Consider the following 23,786-nt stretch of genomic DNA (forward strand, 5'->3'; position numbering starts at 1 on the left):
TATTTCGACCGGCGCCAAACTGCCCGCTCTGGCCTTCATACGTCTTTTGCGGCAATGCTCTTGGCCAAGCAAGACAACGTCAGGAGAGAGACCGTGTACGTCGTAATCTTTGAGGTCCGGCCCAAGGAAGGCCGCAAGGGCGACTATCTGGATGTTGCGGCGTCGCTGCGCAGCGAACTGGAGCAGATCGACGGATTCATTTCCGTTGAGCGTTTCGCCAGCCTGACCGACGAGGGCAAGATCCTGTCGCTGTCTTTCTGGCGCGACGAGGAAGCCCTGATCCGCTGGCGCGAGCAGGAGGACCACCAAGCCGCGCAGGGCAGGGGACGGTATGAAATCTTCCAGGACTACCGGCTGCGTATTGCCTCGGTCGTGCGCGACTACGGGATGAACGAGCGCACCGAAGCGCCGCAGCCCTGAGCCCCCACGCATGCTTCGAGACGGATCTTCGATCCTTCTCAGCATGAGGACGATAAAGACCTCACCCTGAGGAGGCGCGTTCGCGCCGTCTCGAAGGGCGGCCCGCCGGATCAATCCTCCAGGCGCTTGCCCAGGCGGCCCGCGAGATCCTGGATGTACTGCCAGGCGACCCGGCCGGAGCGGCCGCCGCGGGTGACACCCCATTCCTTGGCCTCGGCGCGGAGCTGTTCTTTCGGGATTGCCAGCCCGTAGCGCTCGGCATAGCCCTCGATCATCGCGAAATAGGTATCCTGGTCGCAGTTATGGAAGCCGAGCCAGAGGCCGAAGCGGTCGGAGAGGCTGACCTTTTCCTCCACCGCCTCTGAGGCATGGATTGCCGTGGAGCGCTCATTCTCGATCATGTCCCGGGGCATCAGGTGGCGGCGGTTGGAGGTGGCGTAGAAGATCACGTTGCCCGGACGGCCTTCGATGCCGCCTTCCAGAACCGCCTTCAGGGACTTGTAGCTGGCATCCTCGCCGTCGAAGCTGAGGTCGTCGCAGAACAGGACGCAGGGGCGCTCCGTCAGGCGCAGCAGCTGCAGCAGGCGGGGCAGGCTGGGGATATCTTCGCGGTGAATCTCCACCAGAACAAGGCGCTGCTCCTCCGGCCGTGCGGCGTTTACCCGGGCGTGGACGGCCTTCACAAGGGAGCTTTTTCCCATGCCCCGGGACCCCCAGAGCAGCGCGTTGTTGGCGGGCAGGCCCTCGGCGAAGCGCCGGGTATTCTCAAACAATGTCTCCGCCTGGCGCTCTATCCCTTGCAGAAGGGCCAGGTCGACCCGATTTATGTGCAACACCGGCTCCAGCCGACCGTTTTCCGGGTGCCAGATGAAGCCGTCTGCAGACCCCAGGTCGAGCTCAAAAGAAGGGCTGGGGGCGATTCGTTCCAAAGCCTCAGCGATGCGCTGGAGAAGCGGGGTGAGGTTTGCACTGTCGGGATTGTTCATCAATGCTCCAAAGAACAGCGGCCAAGAGGTTGAATTTTAGCGTAAAACCTAAAGCCTGTGCTCTGTCGGGTCAATCCTGGCGTGGCCCGTCGAAAACGCTTCCAGGTAACGTTGCAATTCGCGCGCTGACGGTTATAGTCCGGCGTTCTGACTGCTCCGAAAAGGTCTAAATTATGCTGATTTCGCCGGCCTACGCGCAGGCTTCAGGTGGGGGTGCCGATCTCTTCACATCCTTCCTGCCCATCATTCTTATCTTCGTCGTCTTTTATTTCCTGCTGATCCGTCCGCAGCAAAAGAAGGTGAAGATGCACCGTGATATGGTGCAGTCCCTGCGCCGTGGCGACAAGGTGGTCACCGGCGGCGGGCTGATCGGCACGGTCACCAAGGTGCTGAGCGATACCGAAGTGCAACTGGAACTGGCCGAAGGCGTGCGTGTGCGGGCGATGCGCTCCACCATCCAGGACGTCATGAGCCGGACCGAAGCGGCGCCGGGTAAAGGTTCTGCGCCGGCGCCTGCCAACGACGGCGGTGGCGGACCGAAAGGCTTGGGCGGTCTCTTGGGCGGCCTCTTGGGCGGCTCCAGAAAGCCGAACGACAAATCCTGACCGCACGCGAGCGTCTTTAGAGAGCGACAACCGCCATGGTCCATTTTCCGCGCTGGCAAGTCATCCTGGTCATTCTGATCGTGGTGCTTGGCTTTACCTATGCTTCGCCCAACCTGCTGGGCAGCAAGCAGGCCGAAGACCTGCCGGGCTGGGTACCGCACCAGCAGGTGAATCTGGGCCTGGACCTGCGCGGCGGGTCTTACCTGCTGATCGAGGTCGACCTGCCGACGGCATTCGAGGAGTCTCGCGAAAACCTCAGCGGCGAACTGCGCAGCGCCCTGACGCAGCGCGGCATTGCCGGATCCGAATGGGGACGTTTCGGACAGGCGGCGGGATTCACCCTCCAAAATCCCGATGATTCCGGCCGGGCGCGCCAGGCCATTCGCGAGATCGTCGGTCCCAATCTGGAAATCGATGTCAACGACGGCGCGGTCTTCCGCGTCACCTACTCGGAGCAGGACATTCGCGAGCGGTCCACCGCCATCGTCAATCAGGCGATCGAGGTGATCCGCCGCCGCATCGACGAGACGGGTACCAAGGAACCGACGATCCAGCGTCACGGCGAAGACCGTATCCTGATCCAGCTTCCGGGGGTCGACGACCCCGAGCGGATCAAGGCGCTGATCGGCCAGACCGCCGTTTTGAGCTTTCGGTTCGTTCACGAGAACTTTGCGACCGGCGGGCGCCTGCCGCCGTCTGTCAAACTGTTGCCGGCGGACAACCCGGGGCCCGGCGAGCCTGAGTCCTATCCGGTCAGCAAGCGTGTGATGGTCAGCGGCGACCGCCTGGTGGATGCGCAGGCAACCTTCCAGGATGGCCTGCCGGTGGTCAGTTTCAGTTTCGACACCCTGGGCGCCAAGCGCTTCGGCGACGCGACCACTGACAACGTCAATCGGCTTTTCGCCATCGTGCTCGACGAAAAGGTGATCTCGGCACCGGTGATCCGCGAGCCGATCCTGGGGGGACGGGGCGTCATCTCCGGAACCTTCACGGTGCAGGAAGCGCAGGATCTGGCCTTGCTGTTGCGGGCGGGCGCTCTGCCGGCACCCTTGAGCTATCTGGAAGAACGCACCGTCGGCCCCGGACTGGGCGCCGACTCAATTCTTGCCGGCGAGATCGCGGCGGTGCTGGGGCTGACTTTCGTCGTGGTCTTCATGGCCGTCATCTATGGCCTCTTCGGAATGATGGCCAGCGTTGCCCTGCTGGTGAACCTCATTCTCCTGCTGGCGGCCCTGTCGGTCCTCCAGGCAACCCTGACGCTGCCGGGCATTGCGGGCATTGTCCTGACCATCGGTATGGCGGTGGATGCCAACGTGCTGATCTTCGAACGCATACGCGAAGAGATGCGTAACGGGCGCGGGCCGGTAACGGCGGTCGATGCCGGTTACCGTCGGGCTTTCTCTACGATCATGGACTCCAACCTGACGACCTTGATTGCGGCATCGCTGCTGTTCCATTTCGGCTCCGGGCCCATTAAGGGTTTCGCGGTGACCCTGGCACTCGGCCTTATTACCTCGATGTTCTCGGCGATCATGTTGACCCGTGGCCTGGTCGTCCTGTGGCTGCGCCAGCGCAAGCCCCAGGCTCTGGCGATCTAGGAAGGCAACGTTCGATGGCACTTATCCGAAGCCTTCCGCTGGAATACGGCATCAATTTCATCGGCCGGCGCGGCCTGTTTCTGGCCTTCTCGGCCTTCTTGATGCTGGGTTCGATCGGGCTCTTTTTCACCCAGGGTCTGAACTTCGGGGTCGATTTCCGCGGGGGTATCCTGATGGAGCTCCGCACCGAGGGCCCCGCCGATCTGAAGGCGCTGCGTGAGCGGGTATCCGGCCTGGGGTTGGGCGAGGTAACCCTGCAGGAATTCGGCGAGCCAACCGATGTTTTGATTAATATCGAGCGTCAGGAGGGCGCGGAAGACGAGCAGATCAAGGCGATCCAACTGGTCCGCGAAGCCTTCGGCGAGGGTGTCGAGATCCGGCGCCAGGAGTTTGTCGGCCCCAAGGTCGGCGGCGAGTTGAAACAGGCCGGCATGCTGGCCACTGTCCTGGCGTTGCTGGGCATCGGCCTCTACATCTGGTTCCGCTTCGAATGGCACTTCAGCCTGGCCGCGCTGATTGCGCTGGCACACGACGTGGTCGCGACGATTGGTTTCTATGCGCTGACCCAGATCGAGTTCAACCTGGCGACCCTGGCGGCGGTGCTCACCATTGCCGGTTATTCGATCAACGACACCGTGGTGATTTTCGACCGGGTGCGCGAGACCCTGCGCAAGTACAAGAAGCTGCCCCTGGGCCAGGTGTTGAACCGTTCGATCAACCTGACCCTGTCGCGCACGGTGCTGACCTCCGTGACGACCCTCTTGGCCCTGGGCGCGCTGTTCTTCTTTGGCGGCGAGGTGATCCGTGGTTTCACCGCCGGATTGATCTGGGGCGTGGTGATCGGCACCTATTCGTCGGTCGGCCTGGCGGTCCCGGTTCTGACCTTCATGAAGTTGCGCCGCGGCGGTGAGGAAGACGACGCCGAAGCCAAAGGCACGCCGGCCAAGGCCTCTTAAGTAAGCTGCCTTCACCAATCCAAAGGCTACGCCCATGGATGTAACGCCACTGATCCCCCAGGGCCGTCAGATTATTGAAAGTTACGGCGCCGGCGGCTTCAAGGTTTCCGGCTTGGCTTTCAGCGGCCCGACCCTGGTGCTGCCGGAGCGCACTGCAGCCTGGCCCATCGACGGGATCGCCGATATCTCGTTAGGCCACCTTGACGCGGTGTTTTCGCATGAGCCGGATATCGAGGTGCTGCTGATCGGCTGCGGTACGGCGATGGCTTTCATCGACCCGGATCTGCGGGATGCGGCGCGGGCCCGCGGCCTGGCGCTGGAGCCGATGGACACCGGCGCTGCCTGCCGCACCTACAATGTTCTGGCGGCCGAAGACCGGCGGGTCGCCGCGGCCCTGATCGCGGTCGAGTAAGCATTCGGCCGCTTTGCCTGACCCGCGCAAGCGAAGGGCGGGCCCCCCGTGATGGCACAGAAGACCCGCCCACGCCTCCCCAGACGCCACCCAGTTTTCTACTGCCCCTGTCCGAGTGAATAGCCGGCCGCGCCGTCGAAGGTGAAGAGCTGTTCGGTCTTGATGAAATCCACGCCGCCCTTGGTCAGATTGCTCATCAGTTCCACGATTGTGGCCTTGTTCATCTGTTTGCCCGGTTTCGCCAGATAGCGGCAGCGCCAGTGATTGGTGCAGAAGGTTTCGGGCAGGCCGTCCGGCCAGACCTTCACGCCGCGGTTGGTGATCATCGCCAACTCGAACAAGGGGTTTTCTGCCTTGCGCATCTTCTCCGCCAGCGCGTCAACCGCTGTGGTCGAATCAACAAACACATCGATGCCGACCAGCTCTTTCTTCGCCGGCAGCCGCGGTGTCGCCCGGGGCACGGCGAAGGGTTTTGCGTCACCGCTGTACGACACCGACTGAAGCGTGTCGGGCTTCTGCCCGATACGGTCGATGACGGCCTCGGCGAAGGCCTTGGTTCCAACCTTCTGTTTCGATATGCCTTCTTTGAAGATGTCGTAAGTATGGATGCCGTCTTCGATGGTCTTGAGCCAGGCGTTGTGCACAAGCTCGGCAACTTCGGGCTGGCCGATATGGGCCATCATCATGACGCCGGCGAGCAGCAGGCCGGAGGGATTTGCCAAATCCTGGCCGGCGCGGCGCGGCGCCGATCCGTGTATCGCTTCGAACATGGCGCAGTGTTCGCCGATATTGGCCGAGGGAGCGAGGCCGACGGAGCCGGCGATCTGTGCCGCGACGTCGCTCAGCACGTCGCCGTAGAGGTTGGGCATCACCACCACGTCGAAGGCCTCCGGCGTGTCGGCCAGCTTCGCGGCCCCGATATCGACGATCCAATGCTCGTTCTCAATCTCCGGATAGTCCGCCGCGACCTCATCGAAGACCTTGTGGAACAGCCCGTCGGTCAGCTTCATGATGTTGTCTTTGGTGAAGCAGGTGACTTTCCGGCGGCCCTGGGCTTTGGCGTATTCGAAAGCATAGCGCGCAATCTTCTCGCAGCCGGGCCGTGAGATCAGCTTCAGGCATTGATAGACGTCGTCCGTCTGGCGGTGCTCGATCCCGGCGTAGAGGTCCTCTTCGTTCTCACGAACGACGACGACGTTCATGCCCGGATGTTTCGTGGCCACGAAGGGCGCGTAGGCGGTGCAGGGCCGAACGTTGGCGAAGAGGCCGAGGGATTTGCGCACGGTCACGTTCAGGCTTTTGAACCCGCCGCCCTGCGGTGTGGTGATCGGCGCTTTATAGAAAACCTTGGTCTGCCGCAGGCTGCTCCAGGCCGACGGCTCTATGCCGGCCGTGTTGCCGGCGAGGTAGGCGCTCTCACCGATCTCAATCGGCTCGATCGCGACCTTGGCGCCGGCGGCGATCAGCACCTTGAGGCTGGCTTTCATGATTTCAGGGCCGATTCCGTCACCAAAGGCGACGGTCACGGGTACCGCGCCTTTGTGACCGGTTGTTTTCTCAAGTTCGGCCACATCGTTTTGCTTCAGCAAAGTACTCATCTTCCATCCTTCGGGTCGGTTGTTCCCTTCTCAGAGTGGGGATCGATTGCGGATTGTTGAAATTGATTTTTACTGCTTCTATCATTGCATAACTCAATGGTAGAAGCATCGGATGAACATCAGTCCAACCACAGACCCAGAATTGCTGCGGGCCTTCGTGACCGTGGTGGAATGCGGCAGCTTCTCGCGCGCCGCGGAGCGGCTGCTGCGCGGACAGTCCGCCATCTCGCTTCAAATCAAACGGCTGGAGGACCATCTCGGCGTCCGGCTTTTGGACCGCAGCCCGCGCCATTTGTCGCTGACCAGCGAAGGGGAACTCATCCTCGACTATGCAAGACGTATCCTCAGCCTCAATGACGAACTGGCGGCACGGGTGCGCGAGCCGGCGCTTTCCGGGCTCGTGCGTCTCGGCGCGCCGGAGGATTTTGCGACCAGCCATCTACCCAACGTACTGGCGCGTTTTGCCCGCAGCCATCCGCAGGTCGCGCTGGAGGTCACCTGCGAGCTGACGCTTGAGGTGCTGGAGCGCTTTCGTGCCGGCGGCCTGGATATTGCGCTGGTCAAGCGCGAGCCGGCCGCCGTGAGCGAGGGGATTGGGGTCTGGCGCGAGCCGCTGGTCTGGATTGCCGCCGATAAGCAGATCGCCCTTGGCGACGCGCCACTGCCGCTGGTGGTCTCGCCGTCGCCCTGCGTCTACCGCAAGCGCATGACGGCGGCGCTCGACGGCTGTGCGCGCCGCTGGCGCATCGCCTATACCTGCGGTTCCCTTGCCGGTGCGCATGCGGCTGTTCGGGCAGGGCTCGGCGTCACGGTGCTGCCGAAGGAAATGGCGCCCGCCGATCTGACCATTCTGGGCAGCGAAACCTCAAACCTGCCGGATCTCGAAGATACGGAGATGGCCCTGATCGAGGCTCCTCAGATCGGCGCTGCGGCGATCCGCTTGCGCGACTACATCATGCGCGAGCTCGAACATGGCGGGCATTGAGTCGGCGCCGGGCTGTCCCGGTCTTCCCGGAAAGAAAAAGGGGACCGAAGGGCCCCCTTTAACATGGCAGGCCGTCGCTGCGGATTACTCGGCCGCGGCGCTGCTGACTTCTTCGTAGTTGGCGGCGGCGAAGTCCCAGTTCACCAGGTTGTCGAGGAACGACTGGATGAAGTCGGGGCGCCGGTTCTGGTAGTCCAGATAGTAGGCGTGCTCCCAGACATCGCAGGTCAGGACCGGCACCTGGCCGTTGGTCAGCGGGGTTTCGGCATTGGCCGTGGTGACGATCTTCAGCGCGCCGTCGTCTTTTACCAACCAGACCCAGCCGCTGCCGAACTGGCCGACGCCGGCGGCCTTGAACTGCTCATTGAAGGCTTCGAGGCTGCCGAAGGCCGCACTGATCGCATCAGCCAAAGCGCCGCTCGGCGAACCGCCGCCGCCGGGTGTCATGGAGTTCCAGAAGAACGTATGGTTCCACACCTGGGCCGCCTGATTGAACAGGCCGCCGGTGCTGGAGGCGATGATCTCTTCGAGGGTTTTTTCCTCATCGGCGCTGCCGGCGATCAGCTCGTTCAGCTTGGTCACATAGGCCTGATGATGCTTGCCGTGATGAAAGCTGAGGGTGTTGGCTGAGTAGTGCGGCTCTAGGGCGTCTGGGGCAAAGGGCAGGGCAGGAAGCTCGAAGGCCATACGGTCTCTCTCTTGTTCGTGTTTGATTGATCTCTTCCGCTTACGAACGGATCTCTATGTCGTGAATTAGGAAGCAACCGCCGAATTTCCAGGGGATATGTCCCGCCGCCACGGATAATCGCTCCACCGGTCCGCCAAGCGGACCGGTCACGCGCGCGCGTAGACGCTTCCGGGCGTTGACGGCCACGCTAACAAGACCGGGTTACAGTTTCGGGAAATCTCGCTGCCGCATTCGGGGCGGCCCCGCGTCAGGTCTGCCCGGCATCGACGACCGGCAGAACATCGGGGTAGTCGACCACGGCCTCAAGATCGGGGCGGCCCCGTTCACCCGGCGCCTCCGCGGCCGTGCCGATGTAGATCAAGCCGACGATGTGCTGGTCTGCGGGCACGCCGAGGGCGGCTTTCACGGTCTCGTTGTAGGCCGGCCACTCCGTCAGCCATTGCGCGGCAAAACCCAGGCAGGCACTGGCGTTCAACAGATTGGTGCAGACCGCGCCGCAGGAAAGCAGCTGCTCCACCTCCGGCACCTTGTGTTGGCGGTTCAGCCGGCTGCTCACCACGATCAGGCTGGGCGCGCGCTGCGGCCGGTTACGCTCAAAGGCGACCTGCTTCTCGTTGGCATCCGGAAACTTCGCCAGGAATTCGGATACCAGGATCTCGCCAAGCATCGCCTGGGCGGTCTTGCCGAGTACCTGGAGACGCCAGGGCCCGATCTTGCCGTGGTCCGGCACACGGATCCCGGCAGATAGGATCAGTTCCAACTGGTCCTGGTCCGGCCCGGGCGCACCGATCATGTTGGCGACCACCGAACGTCTGGTGCGGAGCACATCGATGGCCGGCTGTTCGGTGATGACGATGCGGCCCCGGGTCAGGCCGTCAGCCGTGCCGGGGGGATCCTCTGCGATATCGTGAGCAGACATGGGTCTTGTTGTTCCTAAGCTTCGCTCTCATTGGCTCAGAGGCAAGATAGGCACGCAGAGAGAAAATGCAATGCGAATGGTTCGCAAAAATGCGGCCGCGGCTGTTATCGCCGCAAGGAAAGCCTGCCAGGAAAGGCCCGGAAAGCAAAGGACCGGGACCCAAAGGGCCCCGGTCCTGGGCTTTGGAACTGCCCCTCGGGTTAGAAGAGGTTCTGGGCCGACACCATGGCAAAGAGCATGGGGATCGACAGCAGGGTGTTGGTGCGCGAGAACAGCATGGCCGTGCGGGCCGACTTGGCCTTGCTGTCGGCATCGGCTTCCACCATGCCCAGGGCGCGCTTCTGATTCGGCCAGATGACGAACCAGACGTTGATGAACATGATGACGCCCAGCCACATGCCGATCCCGATCATGGTGTGCTTGGGCACGCCGTCGGTCAGTCCCAGGGTGAAGGCTTCGATCAGATAGCCGTTGAGTGCGGCCAGAATGATACCGGTGACAATGGTCGCCATGGCACCCCAGCGGAACCACCAGAGCGCGGCCGGTGCGATGACCTTGCCGATCGCCGGCTTCTGTTCGTCAGGAATCTTCGGCATATTGGGGATCTGGACGAAGTTGAAATACCACAGCAGGCCGATCCACATGACACCGCTGATAACGTGCAGCCAGCGGAAGAAGAATGCCCCGAAGCTATATCCGTCGTAGCCCTGCATGCTGGCGTAAATCAGCGCCAGTATGACCGCCAAGACAAAGCCGGAGATCACCGTGTTCCTTAGAGACGTCAGTATGCCAGCCATTGATTCCCCTCCTATATTTCCTGCGTCGGATCTACCGGCCGGCAGAGACGAGCGCTTCTCTTTACTTGAAATGACTACAACAGGCTCCCAGTAGCCACTTGGATTCGCTGTGAAAAATAGTAGAGCCTGCTTCGAGTCTTGCCAAGGGGGCGCCAAAGCTGCCGAAAACGGCGGGAGGGCGCGGCCATGACGGCCTTGCCGGGTTACGTGGAGAGCCTGCGCCAGCACGACCGCGACCGCTATCAGACCTGCCTCTTTGCGCCGGCGCGGGCGCGCGAGCACCTCTTCGCCCTCTACGCCTTCAACTATGAGATCGCCAAGACCGCCGAGGTGGTCAGCGAGGTCATGCTCGGTCACATCCGCCTGCAGTGGTGGCGCGAGAGCCTGGAGGGCATCTATGCCGGGACGCCCCGGTCGCACGAGGTGGTCGAACCCCTGGCACGGGCCGTGGCGGCGGCAGGCTTGCGGCAGGAGGACTTGGAGGCCCTGGTTACGGCGCGCGAATTCGATCTGGAAGAGGAGCCGCCGGCGGACCTTGCGGCGCTGGAGCACTATGCAAGGGGGACTTCGGGCGTTCTTCAGCAACTCGCCCTAAAGGTCTTGGCGGTGGAAAGTGCCGGGGCCGAAGAGGCGGCTGAGCAGGTCGGTATCGCCTGGGCGCTCGTCGGACTGTTGCGGGCAGTGCCATTCCATGCCCGCCAGAAACGTCTCTATCTGCCGGTGGATCTTTGCCACGCGGCGGATCTCCATGCCGGGCCTATTTTCGAACTGCAAAGTTCCGATGCCTTGGCGGAGGTGTCGCGGGCAATTGCACAAGCCGCCACGGCCCATCTGGAGAAAGCGCGCGTCGCAGCCGGTTCGGTCCCGCGCAAAGCGATACCGGCTCTGCTGCTGGCGCCCTTGGCGGATCACCATCTGAAGCGGCTGGCCAAGGTCGGGCACGACCCCTTCCACCCGGACCTGCAACAAGAAGCGCCGGGCCAGATCTGGCGTCTTGCCTGGTGGGCCTGGCGCGGGCGCTACTGAGGCGCTATTCGGCCGCCTCGGCGGGGGTCTCCAGCCAAGCCGCGAGGTCAGCCAGGGCGCGGGCCGACATGGCGGGTTTGCGTTCTTTTTTTCTTACCTTGCGCTTGCCCTCCGGCGGGGTCAGCGGCGGGAAGAGACCGAAGTTCACGTTCATCGGCTGGAAGGTCGCGGCGTCGGCGCCGCCGGTGATGTGGGCCAGAAGGGCGCCGTGGGCCGTCGTCGCGGGCGGTGGGGTGAAGTCTTGCCCCAAGCGTTCGGCAGCGGCGAAACGCCCGGCCATCAGCCCGATGGCGGCTGATTCCACATAGCCCTCGACGCCGGTGATCTGGCCGGCGAAGCGCAGCCGGGGCATCGCCTTGAGACGCAGCTTGCCGTCGAGCAACTGGGGCGAGTTGATGAAGGTGTTGCGGTGCAGGCCGCCGAGGCGCGCGAAGTCGGCATTCTCCAGGCCCGGTATGCTGCGGAAGATGCGGGCCTGCTCGCCGTACTTCAGCTTGGTCTGGAAGCCGACGATGTTGTAGAGCGTGCCCAGGCTGTTGTCCTGGCGCAGCTGCACGACGGCATGGGGGCGCTCGTCGCGGTGCGGATTATGCAGGCCGACCGGCTTCATCGGGCCGAAGCGCAGGGTCTCCGGGCCGCGCTCGGCCATCACCTCGATGGGCAGGCAGCCTTCAAAATAGGGCGTCGATTTCTCCCAGTCCTTGAAGTCGGTCTTCCCGCCCTCGATCAGCGCGGCGATGAAGGCCTGATACTGGGTCTCGTCCAGCGGGCAGTTGATGTAGTCCGCGGTGCCGCCGCCGGGCCCCGGTTTGTCGTAGCGCGACTGGAACCAGGCCTTGGAGAAGTCGATGGATTCTTTGTGGATGATCGGCGCGATGGCATCGAAAAACGCGAGATAAGCCTCGCCGCTCAATTTGCCGACAGCCTCCGCCAGGGCCGGCGAGGTGAGGGGGCCGGTGGCGACGATGACCGAGTCCCAATCCTCCGGCGGCAGGCCTTCGACCTCGCCGCGCTCCACGGTAACCAGCGGTTCGGCCTCAAGCCGGGCGGTTACCTGGTCGGAAAAGGCCACCCGGTCGACGGCCAGCGCCCCGCCGGCGGGCAGCTTGGTGGCGTCGCCGGAGGCCATGATGAGGGAACCGAGACGCCGCATTTCCTCATGCAGCAGGCCGACGGCGTTGTTTTCCGCATCGTCGCTGCGGAAGGAGTTGGAGCAGACCAGCTCCGCCAGGCCGTCGGTCAGGTGGGCATCGGTTTCGCGCACCGGGCGCATCTCATGCAGGACCACCGGCACGCCGGCGCGGGTAATCTGCCAGGCGGCCTCGCTGCCGGCCAGCCCGCCGCCGATGACGTGGATGGGTTTCATTTGGGCGTCTGTCATTTTCTGACCCTAGTCTAGGGGTGTCGTGGGTTACAGCAGCAAATAGCCCTAGCGGCCGGTCCCGGCAAGCCGGGAGGTGTCCAGGGTAAAGACCTCCTTTGCTTCACGCACACCTTTCAGGTCGTGGAAGCCCAGGCTGCGGCTTTCCCCGGCCCAGAGGCGGGCGAAGTCGGCGGAGTAGACCAGCGGCATCTCCAGGCCGCGGTTCAGGTCTTCGATCCGGCAGACCAGGTTCACCGCCGGGCCGATCACGGTGAAGTCGAGGCGGTCGACGGCGCCCACATTGCCGTACATCACGTCGCCGACATGCAGGGCGACGCCGCAGCGGAATTCAGGCTTGCTTTCGGCGCGGCGCTGCGGCTGCACCGCCATGGCCGCGTTAAGGGCGCTTTGGGCGGCCTGCATGGCGGCCTCGCAGGCGCGGCAGGCATCGCCTTCCTGCTGTTCCTCAATTGGAAAGATCGCCAGGATGGCGTCGCCGATGAACTTCAGGATCTCTCCGCCGTTGGCGGCGATGGGTTGCGCCATGATCTCGAAGTAGTCGTCCAGCAGCAGGATGACCTCTTCCATGGGCAGCGTATCGGAGAGGCTGGTGAAATCCCGGAGATCGCAGGTCCAGAGTACGGCATTGATGCGCTCCACCTCACCACGCTGAACCGTGCCGCTGAGTACCCGGTCGCTGCTGCGCGGGCCGATATAGGTCTGCAGCAGGTTGCGCGCGGTGCGGTAGACGTTGCGCAACTCCAGAACGGTGGAGAAGGCGGGCAGGCAGGCATCGACCGTCGCGATGTCGAGGTCGCTGAAACCGCCGTCTTGTTTGCTGGCCAAGGTGACGGTGTTGATCTGCTTGTTGCTGAACGGCATCGGCCGTGCGGTGTAGTCGCTGTAGCCGCCTTCTTTCAGGTCCTTCACGATCGGAAAATCGAGCGGGCAGTCCGCCCGTTCCAGGCGGCGGCGGATCAGCGGTCCGCCCTGGTGGACCAGATGCACCGGGCTGGCCAGGAAAAAGTCGGTCTGTTCGATCCCATGGGCCCGGGGGATTTCCATGGCGCCGCCGGCCTCCGCCTCCCACAGCACGGTGACGGCGCGAAGTTGGGGGTGGAGCTGGGGCAGATGCAGGGTGGAGCGGTCGACCGGAATGCCGATGTTGGTGAGTTGGCGCAGAAAGCCGTCGTGCAGCGTGGTGATCCGGCTGCGGCGCAGGCCCATGTCCGTCAGCCAGTCGATGACCGGCTGTGCCCGGCTGCGCGCCTGGCGCCGCAACTCGGGGGCCGCTGTCACATCCTGCGTAGCATCCGTGATGGTCATGGCGGGGAGTGTGGAAGGCCTGACACCAACTGGCAAGCGCCAGGGAGGGTGTCAGTCTTCGCCGGCAAAGTCCCGCAGCGCCGTACCGTCGAAGCGGTAGTAGACCTTCTCTGTCACCCGCCGGGCGCCGATGCGGTCATAGAAATCCGTGGCCCTTGGGTTATGGTCCTCGGCGGTCCAGTCGAAGCGTACGCAGCCGCGCGCCACGGCGATCCTTGCCAGTTCGCGCATCAGGGTGAGGCCGATGCCCTTGCCGCGCGCCGCTTCCAGGGTGAAGAGGTCCTTCAGGAAGAGCGCGCCGCCCAGGTCGGGGGCCGGGTAGAGTACCGCGAAGCTGGCGAAACCGACGGTCTTGCCGTCCATCTCCGCCAGCAGGATTTCTACCTTGGCTGTCTCGGCCAACACATGCTCGCGGACATGCGCCGCCATATCTTCGGCGGTCGGGGCCTTGTCGCCCCAGTAGTGCAGGTCGCAGCGGTAGAACAGCTCGGCGACCGCTGCATGGTCGGCTGTGGTCGCCCTTCGGCAGGTGACCATGCCTGCGCTCATGCCCGCTTTTTCCTGGGTTTGCTGACGGCTTTGAAGTAGGGCGCCAGATAATGGCCGGTGTGGCTCTTGGCGACCCGGGCGACATCTTCGGGCACACCGGCGGCGACGATCTGCCCGCCACGGTCACCGCCGTCGGGGCCGAGGTCGAGAATCCAGTCGGCGGTCTTGATGACCTCCAGATTGTGTTCGATGACCACCACCGTGTTGCCCTGGTCGACCAGGGCCTGCAGCACCTCCAGCAGTTTCCTGACATCCTCGAAGTGCAGGCCGGTGGTCGGTTCGTCCAGGATATAGAGCGTGCGGCCGGTGGCGCGGCGTGACAGCTCCTTGGAGAGCTTCACCCGCTGCGCTTCGCCGCCGGAAAGAGTGGTGGCCGGCTGGCCGATATGGATGTAGCCCAACCCGACCTTCTGCAGCGTTTCCAGCTTGGTGCGGATCGAGGGGACGGCCTTGAAGAAATCGACGCCCTCGTCGACGGTCAGGTCCAGGATCTCGGCGATGGACTTGCCCTTGAAGGCGATCTCCAGGGTCTCCCGGTTGTAGCGCTTGCCCTTGCAGACATCGCACTGGACATAGACGTCCGGCAGGAAGTGCATCTCGATCTTGATGACGCCGTCGCCCTGGCAGGCCTCGCAGCGTCCGCCCTTTACGTTGAAGGAGAAGCGGCCCGGTTTGTAGCCCCGCGCGTTGGATTCCGGCAGACCGGCAAACCACTCGCGGATCGGCGTAAAGGCGCCGATGTAGGTCGCCGGGTTGGACCGCGGCGTGCGGCCGATGGGTGACTGGTCGATGTCGATGATCTTGTCGAGGTATTCCAGCCCTTCGATCCCGTCGTGCTTGCCGGGATTGGCGCGCGCCTTGTGCAGCCGCCGCGCCAGGGCCTTGTAGAGCGTTTCGATGATCAGGGTGGACTTGCCGCTGCCCGACACGCCGGTGACGCAGGTGAAGGTGCCCAACGGGATCTCCGCCGTGACCGAGCGGAGATTGTTCTCCTCGGCCTTCAGGATCTTGATCGCCTGACCGGGATGCCCCTCGCGCCGGATGGCCGGTATGGCGATCTGGCGGAAACCGGTGAGGTACTGTCCCGTCAGGCTTTCCTGATTGCGCATCACGTCCGCCGGCTTGCCGATCGCCACGACATGGCCGCCGTTGACCCCGGCGCGCGGGCCCATGTCGACCAGGAAGTCGGCAGAGCGGATGGCGTCTTCGTCGTGTTCCACCACGATGACGCTGTTGCCCAGGTCGCGCAGCCGCCGCAGGGTTTCCAGCAGGCGGGCGTTGTCGCGCTGATGCAGGCCGATGGAGGGCTCATCCAGCACATAGAGGACGCCGGTGAGGCCCGAGCCGATCTGCGAGGCGAGGCGGATACGCTGGCTCTCGCCGCCGGAGAGGCTGGCCGAGCCGCGGCTGAGTGTCAGATAGTCGAGGCCCACGTCGACCAGGAAGCGCAGCCGCTCGTTGATTTCCTTCAGGATGCGCGCGGCGATCTCGCGCTGCTTGGGCCGCAGTTTCTTCGACAGTTTGGAGAACCAGTCGGCAGCCTTGGCGACCGAGAACTCTGCCACCTGGCTGATATGATGGTCGTCGATCCTCACGGCCAGCGCTTCCGGCTTCAGGCGGAAGCCGCTGCAGGCCTCGCAGGGCTGGTTGCTCTGGTATTTGCCGAGATCGTCGCGCACCCAGTCGCTGTCGGTTTCACGCCAGCGCCGCTCCATGTTCGGGATCACGCCCTCGAAGGGCTTGGTGGTCTTGTAGCTCCTCAGCCCGTCCTCATAGGTCATGGTGATCGGCGTCTTGCCGGAGCCATAGAGGACGACGTCGCGCACCGACTTCTTCAGTTCCTTCCAGGGCGTGCGGGTCGAGACCTTGTAGTGCCGGGCAATGCTGTCGAGGGTCTGCTGATAGTAGGGTGAGGGCGTCGAGGAGCGCGACCAGGGCGCGATGGCGCCGCCGCTGAGCGGCAGCTTGTCGTCGGGTACCGCCAGTTGGGGATCGAAGAACAAGGTCACGCCCAGGCCGTCGCAGGAAGGACAGGCGCCGAAGGGGTTGTTGAAGGAAAACAGCCGCGGTTCGATCTCGTCGATGGTGAAGCCGGAGACCGGGCAGGCGAAGCGGGCGGAGAAGGTGGTGCGTTTGCCGGACTTTGCATCCTCGGCGAAGGCCAGGCCGTCGGCCAGATTCAGTGCGGTCTCGAAACTGTCGGCCAGGCGCGATTCGATGCCTTCGCGCACGATCAGGCGGTCAACCACCACTTCGATGTCATGCTTGCGCTTCTTGTCCAGCGCCGGGGCCTCGTCGATCTCATGCAACGCGCCGTCGATTTTCACGCGCTGGAAGCCGCGCTTCTGAAGGTCGGCCAGTTCCTTGCGGTACTCGCCCTTGCGGCCGCGCACGATGGGGGCCAGCAGGTAGAGGCGCGTGCCCTCCTTCATCTCCATGACCCGGTCGACCATCTGGCTGACGGTCTGGCTTTCGATGGGCAGGCCGGTGGCCGGCGAGTAGGGGACCCCGACCCGCGCATAGAGCAGACGCAGGTAATCGTAGATCTCGGTCACCGTGCCGACGGTTGAACGCGGATTCTTCGAGGTCGTCTTCTGCTCGATGGAGATCGCCGGCGACAGGCCTTCGATGGAATCCACGTCCGGTTTCTGCATCAGTTCCAGGAACTGGCGCGCATAGGCGGAGAGGGATTCGACATAGCGCCGCTGGCCCTCGGCATAGATCGTGTCGAAGGCGAGGGAGGACTTGCCCGAGCCGGAAAGCCCGGTGATCACCACCAGCTTGTTGCGGGGCAGGGTGACGTCGATGTTCTTCAGATTGTGCTCGCGAGCACCGCGAATCGCGATCACAGGACCTTGCGGACCGTTTGGCATCAAATCGGTGCGCCCTTCCAAGTTGGGGTTCTTGTTTGGATTTGGGGTTCTTGTTTGGATATTGCCCGCCGATAACGGCCGACAAGGATCAATATGGCGGATGGCCGGTGGAAAATCGACCCCAAGATAGCCGTTTCGGCCTTGTGGATAAGGGATTGCTGACATCGACCTGCCAGGCGCGGTAAAGTCCGGTCCCTCTTGAGTAGAACAACCTTGGAATTTGGAGAAAGTCAGTATGGCGGGGAGCGTCAACAAAGTCATTTTGGTCGGCAACCTGGGGCGCGACCCTGAAATTCGCAGCACCCAGGACGGCACCCGCATTGCGAACCTGTCGCTGGCAACCTCGGAAACCTGGCGCGACCGCAATTCGGGGGAACGCCGGGAGCGCACGGAGTGGCACCGGGTGGTGATCTTCAACGAGAAGCTCTCGGAAGTCGCGGAGAAGTACCTGCGCAAGGGCTCCAAGATCTATATCGAAGGCCAGCTTCAGACCCGCAAGTGGACCGACAAGGACGGCCAGGACCGCTATTCCACCGAGGTGGTACTGCAGCGCTTCCGTGGCGAGCTGACCATGCTGGACGGCCGCCAGGATGGCGGTGGTGGCGGTGGCTTCGGCGGCGGCGACCAGGGCGGCTACAGCGGCAGTGGCGGTGGCGACTTCGGCGGCGGCTCCTCCGGTGGCGGCTCCGGCGGATCGGGTGGTTCTGGCCCGGCCGGCGACCTGGACGACGAAATTCCGTTCTAGGCCTGCCCTGTTCCAGGCCTTGCGAAGCCTTTTGCAGCCCTTCTATCCCGCCGGTTGTCTGAGCAGGCCAGTGGGACAAGCCAAGGGGTAGAAGGGCTGTTCTATTCTCTCAACCGAGATGACGTTAGCGCGGAGCGCTGACTGCAGCCTTAAGTTGGGCCTTTCGAAGCCTGTTTGACGGTGACGGAGTGCATCGAAAGGTAGGCCGAAGCCGGTTTTCTAACGCATTGAAATAAAAGACTTATTCTGGACGCTTTCGCGCGCGCGGGAGTTGTCGTCCGTGGGTGGGATTGCTATAGTAAATCGAACGATTCGCGGAGGATTCTTGGGCGCTTATCTTGTTGAAGAGAGGGCGCTTTGAATCCGGGTAAAATTCTGCCGTATCGTCCGATTTTTCCAGGTTCCGCCGGCCCCGGCGGGCCGTTCTTATTCAAGTTCGGGCGCTGGGCCCGGGCTCTCCAGGTTTCTTTCTAAGGCCGTACCACTTGTCAGACCCGTCACCGCCGACTTCCGATCACGACATCACGCCGGTCACTATTGAGGAGGAGATGAAACGCTCCTACCTCGACTACGCCATGAGCGTCATTGTGGCCCGCGCCCTGCCGGATGTGCGCGACGGGCTGAAACCGGTCCACCGGCGCATTCTCTATGCCATGAAGGAAGCCGGCTACGATTGGAACCGGCCCTACCGTAAGTCGGCCCGCGTGGTCGGTGACGTCATGGGTCAGTATCACCCGCACGGCGACTCTGCGATCTACGACACCATGGTGCGGATGGCGCAGTATTTCTCCATGCGCCTGCAGTTGATCGACGGGCAGGGCAATTTCGGCTCGATGGACGGCGATCCGCCGGCGGCCATGCGTTACACCGAGGCGCGGCTGACCCGGGCGGCCAGCGACTCGCTGCTGGACGATATCGACGAGGATACCGTCGATTTCCAGGACAACTACGACGAGTCGACCAAGGAGCCGGTGGTTCTGCCGGCGCGCTTTCCCAATCTGCTGGTCAACGGCGCCGGCGGTATCGCTGTGGGCATGGCCACCAACATCCCGCCCCACAACCTGGGCGAGGTGATCGACGGCTGCCTGGCTTATATCGACCAGCCGGACATCAGCATCGATGGGCTGATGCAGCACATTCCCGGTCCCGATTTTCCGACCGGCGGCATCATCCTCGGCCGTTCCGGCATCCGCGACGCCTATCACACCGGGCGCGGCAGCCTGCGCGTCAGGGCCAAGACGGAGGTCGAGGAGATCCGCAAGGATCGCATGGCGATCGTCGTCACCGAAGTGCCCTATCAGGTGAACAAGGCCCGGATGCTGGAGCGGATTGCCGACCTGGTCCGTGCCAAGACCATCGAGGGCATTGCCGACCTGCGCGACGAAAGCGACCGCCAGGGCCTGCGCGTGGTCATCGAGCTGCGCCGCGATGCCGAAGCGGACGTGGTTCTGAACCAGCTGTTCCGCCATTCCCAGCTACAGGGCTCGTTCGGCTGCAACATCCTGGCGCTGAACGGCGGACGGCCGGAGGTGCTCGACCTCAGAGCCATCATCGCCGCCTTCATCGATTTCCGCCAGGAGGTGGTGACCCGGCGCACGGCCTTCCGCCTCGGCAAGGCCCGGGACCGGGCGCACCTCTTGGTCGGTCTGGCCATTGCGGTGGCCAATATCGATCCGGTGATCGCCTTGATCCGCGCCGCCCCCGACCCCGTCGCCGCCCGCGAAGGCCTGATGGGCAGGCGTTGGCCGGCCCTGGACGTCGCTCCCTTGATCGCCCTGATCGACGAGCCGGGCCGGGTGGTCGAAGAAGACGGCACCTACAGCCTTTCGGAGGCCCAGGCCCGGGCGATCCTTGAGTTGCGGCTGCAGCGGCTGACCGGCCTGGAGCGCGAAAAGATCGCCGCCGAGCTGGAAGAAATCGCAGGGGAAATAAAGGATTACCTTGAGATCCTCTCTTCGCGCGACAGGTTGATGTCGATCCTGCGCGAAGAGCTGAGTGATATGAAGACGCGCTTTGCGACGCCGCGGCGCACCGAGATCTCGGATCATGGCTTCGACCAGGAGGATGAGGATCTCATCCAGCGCGAAGACATGGTGGTGACGGTCAGCCACGGCGGCTACATCAAGCGGGTGCCGCTGTCGACCTATCGCGCCCAGCGGCGCGGCGGCAAGGGCCGTTCCGGCATGGCGACGCGCGACGAGGATTTCGTCAGCCAGGTCTTCGTCTGCAACACCCATACGCCGGTGCTGTTCTTTTCCTCACGCGGCATGGTCTACAAGCTGAAGGTCTATCGCCTGCCGGTCGGCACGCCGCAGGCCCGTGGCAAGGCGCTGATCAATCTGCTGCCGCTGGCCGAGGGCGAGGTGATCTCCACCTTCATGCCGATGCCCGAGGACGAGACGACCTGGGATCAGATGTACGTCGTCTTCGCCACCTCCGACGGCAGTGTCCGGCGCAACAAGCTTTCCGATTTCGTGCGGGTCATGGCCAACGGCAAGATCGCCATGAAGCTTGAGGGCGGCGACAGCGAGTTGGTGGCCGTGCGCCCTTGCGCCCAGGACGACGATATCCTTCTGGCGACTGCCGGCGGCCGTTGTATCCGCTTCAGTGTTTCGGATCTGCGGGTTTTTGCGGGCCGCACCTCGACGGGTGTGCGCGGCATCAAGCTGGGCAAGGGCGATAAGGTTATCTCGATGACCATCCTGCGTTCCGGCGAAGCGGAAAGCACCGAGGAGCGCGATGCCTACAGGCGCTACGCTGCGGCGCGCCGGCGCGGCGAGAATGGCGACAGCGAGGCTTCCAGCGAGGGCGGCATCGAGTTGTCCCAGGCTCGGCTCGGCGAGCTGGCCGAGAGCGAGCAGTTCATTCTCTCGGTCGCCGACGACGGCTACGGCAAGCGCACCTCGGCCTATGAATACCGCCTGACGGGTCGGGGCGGGCGCGGTATCGGGAACATGGACCTGACGCGCCATAGCGGCCGGGAATCGGGCGTTATCGCGGCCTTTCCGGTCGCGCCCAGCGATCAGATCATGCTGGTGACCGACGGTGGAAAGCTGATCCGCAGCCCGGTTGCAGACATTCGTATTGCCGGGCGGACCACCCGCGGCGTGATGCTGTTTCGCATCGATGAGAGTGAGCGTATTGTCTCCGTGGCCCACTTGGCTGAAGAAGAAACGGATGATGATGAGGCTGCACCGGAAGGCGGCGCACCAGAAGATGGCGTAACGGAAAGTGCCGGGCCGGAAGATGCCGGTGAGGACGGACCCGAGGTTTCATAGGCTGCTGGAGATCGAAGGATCATGAAAAACCCGCTGGTCGGTGTTTACCCCGGCACCTTCGATCCCATTACCAATGGTCATAAAGACATCATCGGACGCGCCTGCAAGGTGGTCGACCGTCTGGTCATCGCCGTGGCCCGCAATGCCGGTAAGGGGCCGCTGTTCACCATCGACGAGCGGGTCGAAATGGTGCGCGACGAAGTTGCCCAGATGGACCGCCACGACGCCGAGGTCCAGGTCAGCAGCTTTGACAACCTGCTGATCCATTTCTGCCATGATGTCGGTGCCAACGTGCTGATCCGCGGTCTGCGGGCGGTCTCGGATTTCGAGTACGAATTCCAGATGGCCAGCATGAACGCCCGTTTGGATGCCGAGATCGAGACCGTCTTTCTGACGGCTTCTGAGCGCCAGCAGTTCATCTCCTCTCGCTTCGTCAAGGAAATCGGCCGGCTTGGCGGCGATATCTCCAGCTTTGTCGGGGCTGATGTGGCGGCGCGCCTGCGCGACCGTTTCGACCTGGAGCATGAGGACGGGGAGGCTGCGGCGCGGCGGCTGCAGACCTTCAAAGAGTAGTCGCCTAAAGAGTGGCCACCGGGATACGGCCGCTCTTTTCCGGTTCGACATTGGTTGACCGGGCCGAAAGGCGGCACTAAGGTGCGCGCCGCGCCGGGGATTTCAGAGGCTCAAGGGCCTTGCCGGAGTCCGGGTTTGGCCGATTCCCTTCACGGGGGCCCGTAGCTCAGTTGGTAGAGCACCTGACTTTTAATCAGGTTGTCGCAGGTTCGATCCCTGCCGGGCTCACCATTACTTTCAAACACTTAGCATAACTCCATCGTGGGTTTTCAGAATCGCTAGTCAGGCCTCTTTCAGAATCCCGACCTATTTTGTTCTCCGTTTTCTCCGGGTTCGAGCGCGGGCCTTCTGGGCTTCGTCGGCCCTGGTCCGCTTCACATAGAATCGCTGAGTACCCGGCTCCGAGTGGGCCAAGAGCCCTTGGATCTCCTCCGGCGACGCTCCGCCGTCCTCGGCTTCCTGCCCGGCTTCGTGGCGCAGATTGCCGGCTTTCAATTCATCCGGCAGCCCCGCCCGGCGGCAAATGAGGCGAACCCACTTGCGGAAGTTGTTCAGGGTGTAGGGTTTCCCGGTTTCTTCGCTGACGATCAGAGTGGCCGTATCGTGAGGAAGCTTGTCGATCTTCCTCGTTACCCAGGCCTGCAGCGGAATGTCGGCACCGACGGCGGTTTTGCTGCGGCTTAGGTCCAGCCGGCCACTGCGATAAATCGGCACATCGGAGTGATACAGGGCGACCACCTGATTATCTCTTGAGCGGTCCCGCTCTGTTCTCAGGACATCCACCGGGTTTTGCCCACTGTCGTAGATCATCGCGACTGCGAGGCCCAGGTTCGGCCGGCCGGCGTCGCAAGCGGCCTTGTAAAACTCCTTCACGCGCGGCCACGTCCAGGGCACATACCCCGACTTCTTGGGGACATGGATCTTGATCTTTGATGCCGGGTTGACCTGTTTGTACCAACCTTCACCGATGCAGAAATTGTAGAACATGCGCAGCACCTTCATGATCGCTGCGGTCTTGGCCGGGTGGCCCTGCTTCTGCAACTCCTGCTTCCAGCCCTTGACGTGCTTCTTTTCCAGCGCCCGGAGATCGCGCTGGCCGATCCGGGCCTCAATGACCTTGAGCCAGTCCTCCTGATACTGCAGCGTCTTGGGGCTCTTTGGCTCCCCGCTGGCCTTGAAATTGAATTCATCGCTCTTGCGCCAGTACCCAGCAGCCCAGGAGACGGAATAGGGATTCACGGCCGCCGACGGCTGGTCCTTGCTCTCCATGGCCCCGTAATACAGCTCCCAGCCCCTCAGGTAGGCTTGTACGCGGTCGGTGCCCAACTCACAGGGTATCGACATCGTGGCCATGGAGCCGCGCGGCTGCCAATAGAAGCCGCTCTTCTTTTCGATCACGTAGGGCGGCTTCTTCCGCCTCAGCTCGTCTTTGGTCACGACCCCGCAAACTCCTTATCGAGCGCCTGTTTATCGGCTTGAAGGGGGTCAGCATAGCCGAAATGGACGGCAAGGAAGGCGTCTATTGCTGGTCGGTAGAAAAGGCCGGTGTCCGGGTCCGGCTTGGGGAAGCCCGGCATATCGCGCCATTCTTTGAATTCGCGCTTGAGGTTGCCGTCTTCCCGGGCGAGGTCCAGATACGAAGCGACCGTGCGCTTGTTCATCAGTGCCGGCCAGTCTGGGACGAAGCGAGCCATTTACATCACCATTCCCAACGCTCTAGGGCGTGGGCCGTGACGATCAACTCGTTGTCTTGGTGCGCGTTTCTACTGGTGGCCATCAAAAACCCTTCAACAAATGCCTTTGCCAACCCGTGCCTAACCGCACGGGCAACCAACGCTTTATTGAAGGGCCGAAGCCCCAATTTCCCCTGCCGCCGAAAAACGGAGGCCTTAAGCCCCGATGCGCGCCCAATCCTCTTGTCTCCCTGAGGGCGCGCCGTTTCCGCTGAAGCCTTGGTCCATGGGCAGTTCGACTGCCCTGGTTCAGACCTAAGGACCATCATAATAGGAGTCTCCATCGTTCCTCGCAACACAAACGGCCCCAGCACCGCTTTTGCGGTGGGGGTGGACCGGTTGTCGGTCTTTAGGTG

General features: G+C 63.2%; 21 protein-coding genes and 1 tRNA gene. 11 read left to right on the plus strand and 11 right to left on the minus strand.

Translation table 11 applies throughout. The features are described from left to right. Window positions 1-93 precede the first annotated feature (93 nt). Entirely contained in the window at window positions 94-420 is a 327-nt protein-coding gene (locus tag HBA54_RS02990; protein ID WP_167221217.1) for an antibiotic biosynthesis monooxygenase family protein, read from the plus strand. A 110-nt stretch (window positions 421-530) separates the two neighbouring features. Here HBA54_RS02990 and HBA54_RS02995 read toward each other — a convergent pair whose 3' ends face one another. After that, complete coding sequence (locus tag HBA54_RS02995) at window positions 531-1,406, minus strand: ATP-binding protein (protein WP_167221219.1); 876 nt, start codon at window positions 1,404-1,406, stop codon at window positions 531-533. Window positions 1,407-1,579: 173 nt separating this feature from the next. Between HBA54_RS02995 and yajC the strand changes: the two genes are divergently transcribed. The 4 genes from yajC to HBA54_RS03015 are packed head-to-tail and all read left to right on the plus strand — an operon-like array spanning window position 1,580 to window position 4,977. Beyond that, the gene (yajC, locus tag HBA54_RS03000) at window positions 1,580-2,011 is read left to right on the plus strand and encodes a preprotein translocase subunit YajC (RefSeq protein WP_167221221.1); all 432 of its coding nucleotides are present in this window, start codon (window positions 1,580-1,582) and stop codon (window positions 2,009-2,011) included. A 35-nt stretch (window positions 2,012-2,046) separates the two neighbouring features. Further along, the gene (gene secD, locus HBA54_RS03005) at window positions 2,047-3,609 is read left to right on the plus strand and encodes a protein translocase subunit SecD (protein WP_167221223.1); all 1,563 of its coding nucleotides are present in this window, start codon (window positions 2,047-2,049) and stop codon (window positions 3,607-3,609) included. Between the two features lie 14 nt (window positions 3,610-3,623). Then, the gene (gene secF / locus HBA54_RS03010; protein WP_167221226.1) at window positions 3,624-4,565 is read left to right on the plus strand and encodes a protein translocase subunit SecF; all 942 of its coding nucleotides are present in this window, start codon (window positions 3,624-3,626) and stop codon (window positions 4,563-4,565) included. A gap of 34 nt (window positions 4,566-4,599) precedes the next feature. Next, complete coding sequence (locus tag HBA54_RS03015) at window positions 4,600-4,977, plus strand: Mth938-like domain-containing protein (RefSeq protein WP_167221228.1); 378 nt, start codon at window positions 4,600-4,602, stop codon at window positions 4,975-4,977. Between the two features lie 98 nt (window positions 4,978-5,075). On the opposite strand, the gene HBA54_RS03020 is transcribed toward HBA54_RS03015, so the two are convergent. Then, window positions 5,076-6,575 carry an NADP-dependent isocitrate dehydrogenase gene (locus HBA54_RS03020; protein ID WP_167221230.1) on the minus strand — a complete coding sequence of 500 codons (1,500 nt, stop codon included), beginning with the start codon at window positions 6,573-6,575 and terminating at the stop codon, window positions 5,076-5,078. A 112-nt stretch (window positions 6,576-6,687) separates the two neighbouring features. Between HBA54_RS03020 and HBA54_RS03025 the strand changes: the two genes are divergently transcribed. Beyond that, window positions 6,688-7,560, plus strand: a complete 873-nt coding sequence (locus HBA54_RS03025; RefSeq protein ID WP_167221232.1) for a LysR substrate-binding domain-containing protein — start codon at window positions 6,688-6,690, stop codon at window positions 7,558-7,560. Between the two features lie 84 nt (window positions 7,561-7,644). Here HBA54_RS03025 and HBA54_RS03030 read toward each other — a convergent pair whose 3' ends face one another. From HBA54_RS03030 to HBA54_RS03040, 3 genes are all read right to left on the minus strand, one after another. After that, a complete protein-coding gene (locus HBA54_RS03030) occupies window positions 7,645-8,247 on the minus strand; it encodes a superoxide dismutase (RefSeq protein WP_167221234.1) in 603 nt (200 codons plus the stop codon). Window positions 8,248-8,495: 248 nt separating this feature from the next. After that, window positions 8,496-9,167: a nitroreductase family protein gene (locus HBA54_RS03035; RefSeq protein WP_167221236.1), complete on the minus strand. Its 672-nt coding sequence runs from the start codon at window positions 9,165-9,167 to the stop codon at window positions 8,496-8,498. Window positions 9,168-9,367: 200 nt separating this feature from the next. Then, the gene (locus tag HBA54_RS03040; RefSeq protein WP_167221238.1) at window positions 9,368-9,964 is read right to left on the minus strand and encodes a urate hydroxylase PuuD; all 597 of its coding nucleotides are present in this window, start codon (window positions 9,962-9,964) and stop codon (window positions 9,368-9,370) included. 186 nt (window positions 9,965-10,150) lie between these two features. Here HBA54_RS03040 and HBA54_RS03045 point away from each other — a divergent pair, with 186 nt between their 5' ends. Further along, window positions 10,151-10,990, plus strand: coding sequence for a phytoene/squalene synthase family protein (locus HBA54_RS03045; RefSeq protein ID WP_167221239.1), 840 nt, complete (start codon window positions 10,151-10,153; stop codon window positions 10,988-10,990). Window positions 10,991-10,994: 4 nt separating this feature from the next. Here HBA54_RS03045 and trmFO read toward each other — a convergent pair whose 3' ends face one another. Genes trmFO through uvrA form a run of 4 tightly spaced genes read right to left on the minus strand, consistent with a single transcriptional unit; the run spans window position 10,995 to window position 17,077 of the window. Next, window positions 10,995-12,371, minus strand: coding sequence for a methylenetetrahydrofolate--tRNA-(uracil(54)-C(5))-methyltransferase (FADH(2)-oxidizing) TrmFO (trmFO, locus tag HBA54_RS03050; RefSeq protein ID WP_167221241.1), 1,377 nt, complete (start codon window positions 12,369-12,371; stop codon window positions 10,995-10,997). 48 nt (window positions 12,372-12,419) lie between these two features. After that, entirely contained in the window at window positions 12,420-13,679 is a 1,260-nt protein-coding gene (locus tag HBA54_RS03055) for an adenylate/guanylate cyclase domain-containing protein (RefSeq protein WP_167221243.1), read from the minus strand. Window positions 13,680-13,730: 51 nt separating this feature from the next. Beyond that, on the minus strand, window positions 13,731-14,228 hold the full coding sequence (locus HBA54_RS03060; RefSeq protein WP_167221245.1) for a GNAT family N-acetyltransferase: 498 nt from the start codon (window positions 14,226-14,228) through the stop codon (window positions 13,731-13,733). Further along, window positions 14,225-17,077, minus strand: coding sequence for an excinuclease ABC subunit UvrA (gene uvrA, locus HBA54_RS03065; RefSeq protein WP_322095965.1), 2,853 nt, complete (start codon window positions 17,075-17,077; stop codon window positions 14,225-14,227). Before uvrA ends, HBA54_RS03060 begins: the two co-directional genes overlap by 4 nt. A 259-nt stretch (window positions 17,078-17,336) precedes the next feature. On the opposite strand from uvrA, the gene HBA54_RS03070 reads away from it, so the two are divergent. The 4 genes from HBA54_RS03070 to HBA54_RS03085 all read left to right on the plus strand — a co-directional run bounded on the left by HBA54_RS03070 (window position 17,337) and on the right by HBA54_RS03085 (window position 21,928). Continuing rightward, the gene (locus HBA54_RS03070) at window positions 17,337-17,846 is read left to right on the plus strand and encodes a single-stranded DNA-binding protein (protein WP_167221249.1); all 510 of its coding nucleotides are present in this window, start codon (window positions 17,337-17,339) and stop codon (window positions 17,844-17,846) included. A 485-nt stretch (window positions 17,847-18,331) separates the two neighbouring features. Next, window positions 18,332-21,124, plus strand: coding sequence for a DNA gyrase subunit A (gene gyrA / locus HBA54_RS03075; protein ID WP_167221251.1), 2,793 nt, complete (start codon window positions 18,332-18,334; stop codon window positions 21,122-21,124). A 21-nt stretch (window positions 21,125-21,145) separates the two neighbouring features. Further along, complete coding sequence (gene coaD, locus HBA54_RS03080; RefSeq protein WP_167221253.1) at window positions 21,146-21,697, plus strand: pantetheine-phosphate adenylyltransferase; 552 nt, start codon at window positions 21,146-21,148, stop codon at window positions 21,695-21,697. 155 nt (window positions 21,698-21,852) lie between these two features. Then, window positions 21,853-21,928, plus strand: a tRNA-Lys gene (locus tag HBA54_RS03085). Between the two features lie 75 nt (window positions 21,929-22,003). On the opposite strand, the gene HBA54_RS03090 is transcribed toward HBA54_RS03085, so the two are convergent. Together HBA54_RS03090 and HBA54_RS03095 are read right to left on the minus strand one after the other, a co-directional pair. Further along, window positions 22,004-23,023 carry a tyrosine-type recombinase/integrase gene (locus HBA54_RS03090; RefSeq protein ID WP_167221255.1) on the minus strand — a complete coding sequence of 340 codons (1,020 nt, stop codon included), beginning with the start codon at window positions 23,021-23,023 and terminating at the stop codon, window positions 22,004-22,006. Between the two features lie 107 nt (window positions 23,024-23,130). Further along, a complete protein-coding gene (locus HBA54_RS03095) occupies window positions 23,131-23,391 on the minus strand; it encodes a hypothetical protein (RefSeq protein ID WP_167221257.1) in 261 nt (86 codons plus the stop codon). Window positions 23,392-23,786: the final 395 nt, after the last annotated feature.

The sequence above is a fragment of the Pelagibius litoralis genome, from assembly GCF_011683915.1.
Taxonomy (GTDB): Bacteria; Pseudomonadota; Alphaproteobacteria; order Kiloniellales; family Kiloniellaceae; genus Pelagibius; species Pelagibius litoralis.

Excerpts from the sequence above, each read along its gene's own strand:
- yajC (WP_167221221.1), top strand. The coding sequence starts at position 1,580 with ATGCTGATTTCGCCGGCCTACGCGCAGGCTTCAGGTGGGGGTGCCGAT.
- HBA54_RS02995 (WP_167221219.1), bottom strand. The coding sequence starts at position 1,406 with ATGAACAATCCCGACAGTGCAAACCTCACCCCGCTTCTCCAGCGCATC.
- HBA54_RS03025 (WP_167221232.1), top strand. The coding sequence starts at position 6,688 with ATGAACATCAGTCCAACCACAGACCCAGAATTGCTGCGGGCCTTCGTG.
- HBA54_RS03060 (WP_167221245.1), bottom strand. The coding sequence starts at position 14,228 with ATGAGCGCAGGCATGGTCACCTGCCGAAGGGCGACCACAGCCGACCAT.
- HBA54_RS03035 (WP_167221236.1), bottom strand. The coding sequence starts at position 9,167 with ATGTCTGCTCACGATATCGCAGAGGATCCCCCCGGCACGGCTGACGGC.
- HBA54_RS03070 (WP_167221249.1), top strand. The coding sequence starts at position 17,337 with ATGGCGGGGAGCGTCAACAAAGTCATTTTGGTCGGCAACCTGGGGCGC.
- HBA54_RS03040 (WP_167221238.1), bottom strand. The coding sequence starts at position 9,964 with ATGGCTGGCATACTGACGTCTCTAAGGAACACGGTGATCTCCGGCTTT.
- secF (WP_167221226.1), top strand. The coding sequence starts at position 3,624 with ATGGCACTTATCCGAAGCCTTCCGCTGGAATACGGCATCAATTTCATC.
- HBA54_RS03020 (WP_167221230.1), bottom strand. The coding sequence starts at position 6,575 with ATGAGTACTTTGCTGAAGCAAAACGATGTGGCCGAACTTGAGAAAACA.
- coaD (WP_167221253.1), top strand. The coding sequence starts at position 21,146 with ATGAAAAACCCGCTGGTCGGTGTTTACCCCGGCACCTTCGATCCCATT.
- HBA54_RS03030 (WP_167221234.1), bottom strand. The coding sequence starts at position 8,247 with ATGGCCTTCGAGCTTCCTGCCCTGCCCTTTGCCCCAGACGCCCTAGAG.
- trmFO (WP_167221241.1), bottom strand. The coding sequence starts at position 12,371 with ATGACAGACGCCCAAATGAAACCCATCCACGTCATCGGCGGCGGGCTG.
- secD (WP_167221223.1), top strand. The coding sequence starts at position 2,047 with ATGGTCCATTTTCCGCGCTGGCAAGTCATCCTGGTCATTCTGATCGTG.
- HBA54_RS03015 (WP_167221228.1), top strand. The coding sequence starts at position 4,600 with ATGGATGTAACGCCACTGATCCCCCAGGGCCGTCAGATTATTGAAAGT.
- HBA54_RS03095 (WP_167221257.1), bottom strand. The coding sequence starts at position 23,391 with ATGGCTCGCTTCGTCCCAGACTGGCCGGCACTGATGAACAAGCGCACG.
- HBA54_RS03045 (WP_167221239.1), top strand. The coding sequence starts at position 10,151 with ATGACGGCCTTGCCGGGTTACGTGGAGAGCCTGCGCCAGCACGACCGC.
- HBA54_RS03055 (WP_167221243.1), bottom strand. The coding sequence starts at position 13,679 with ATGACCATCACGGATGCTACGCAGGATGTGACAGCGGCCCCCGAGTTG.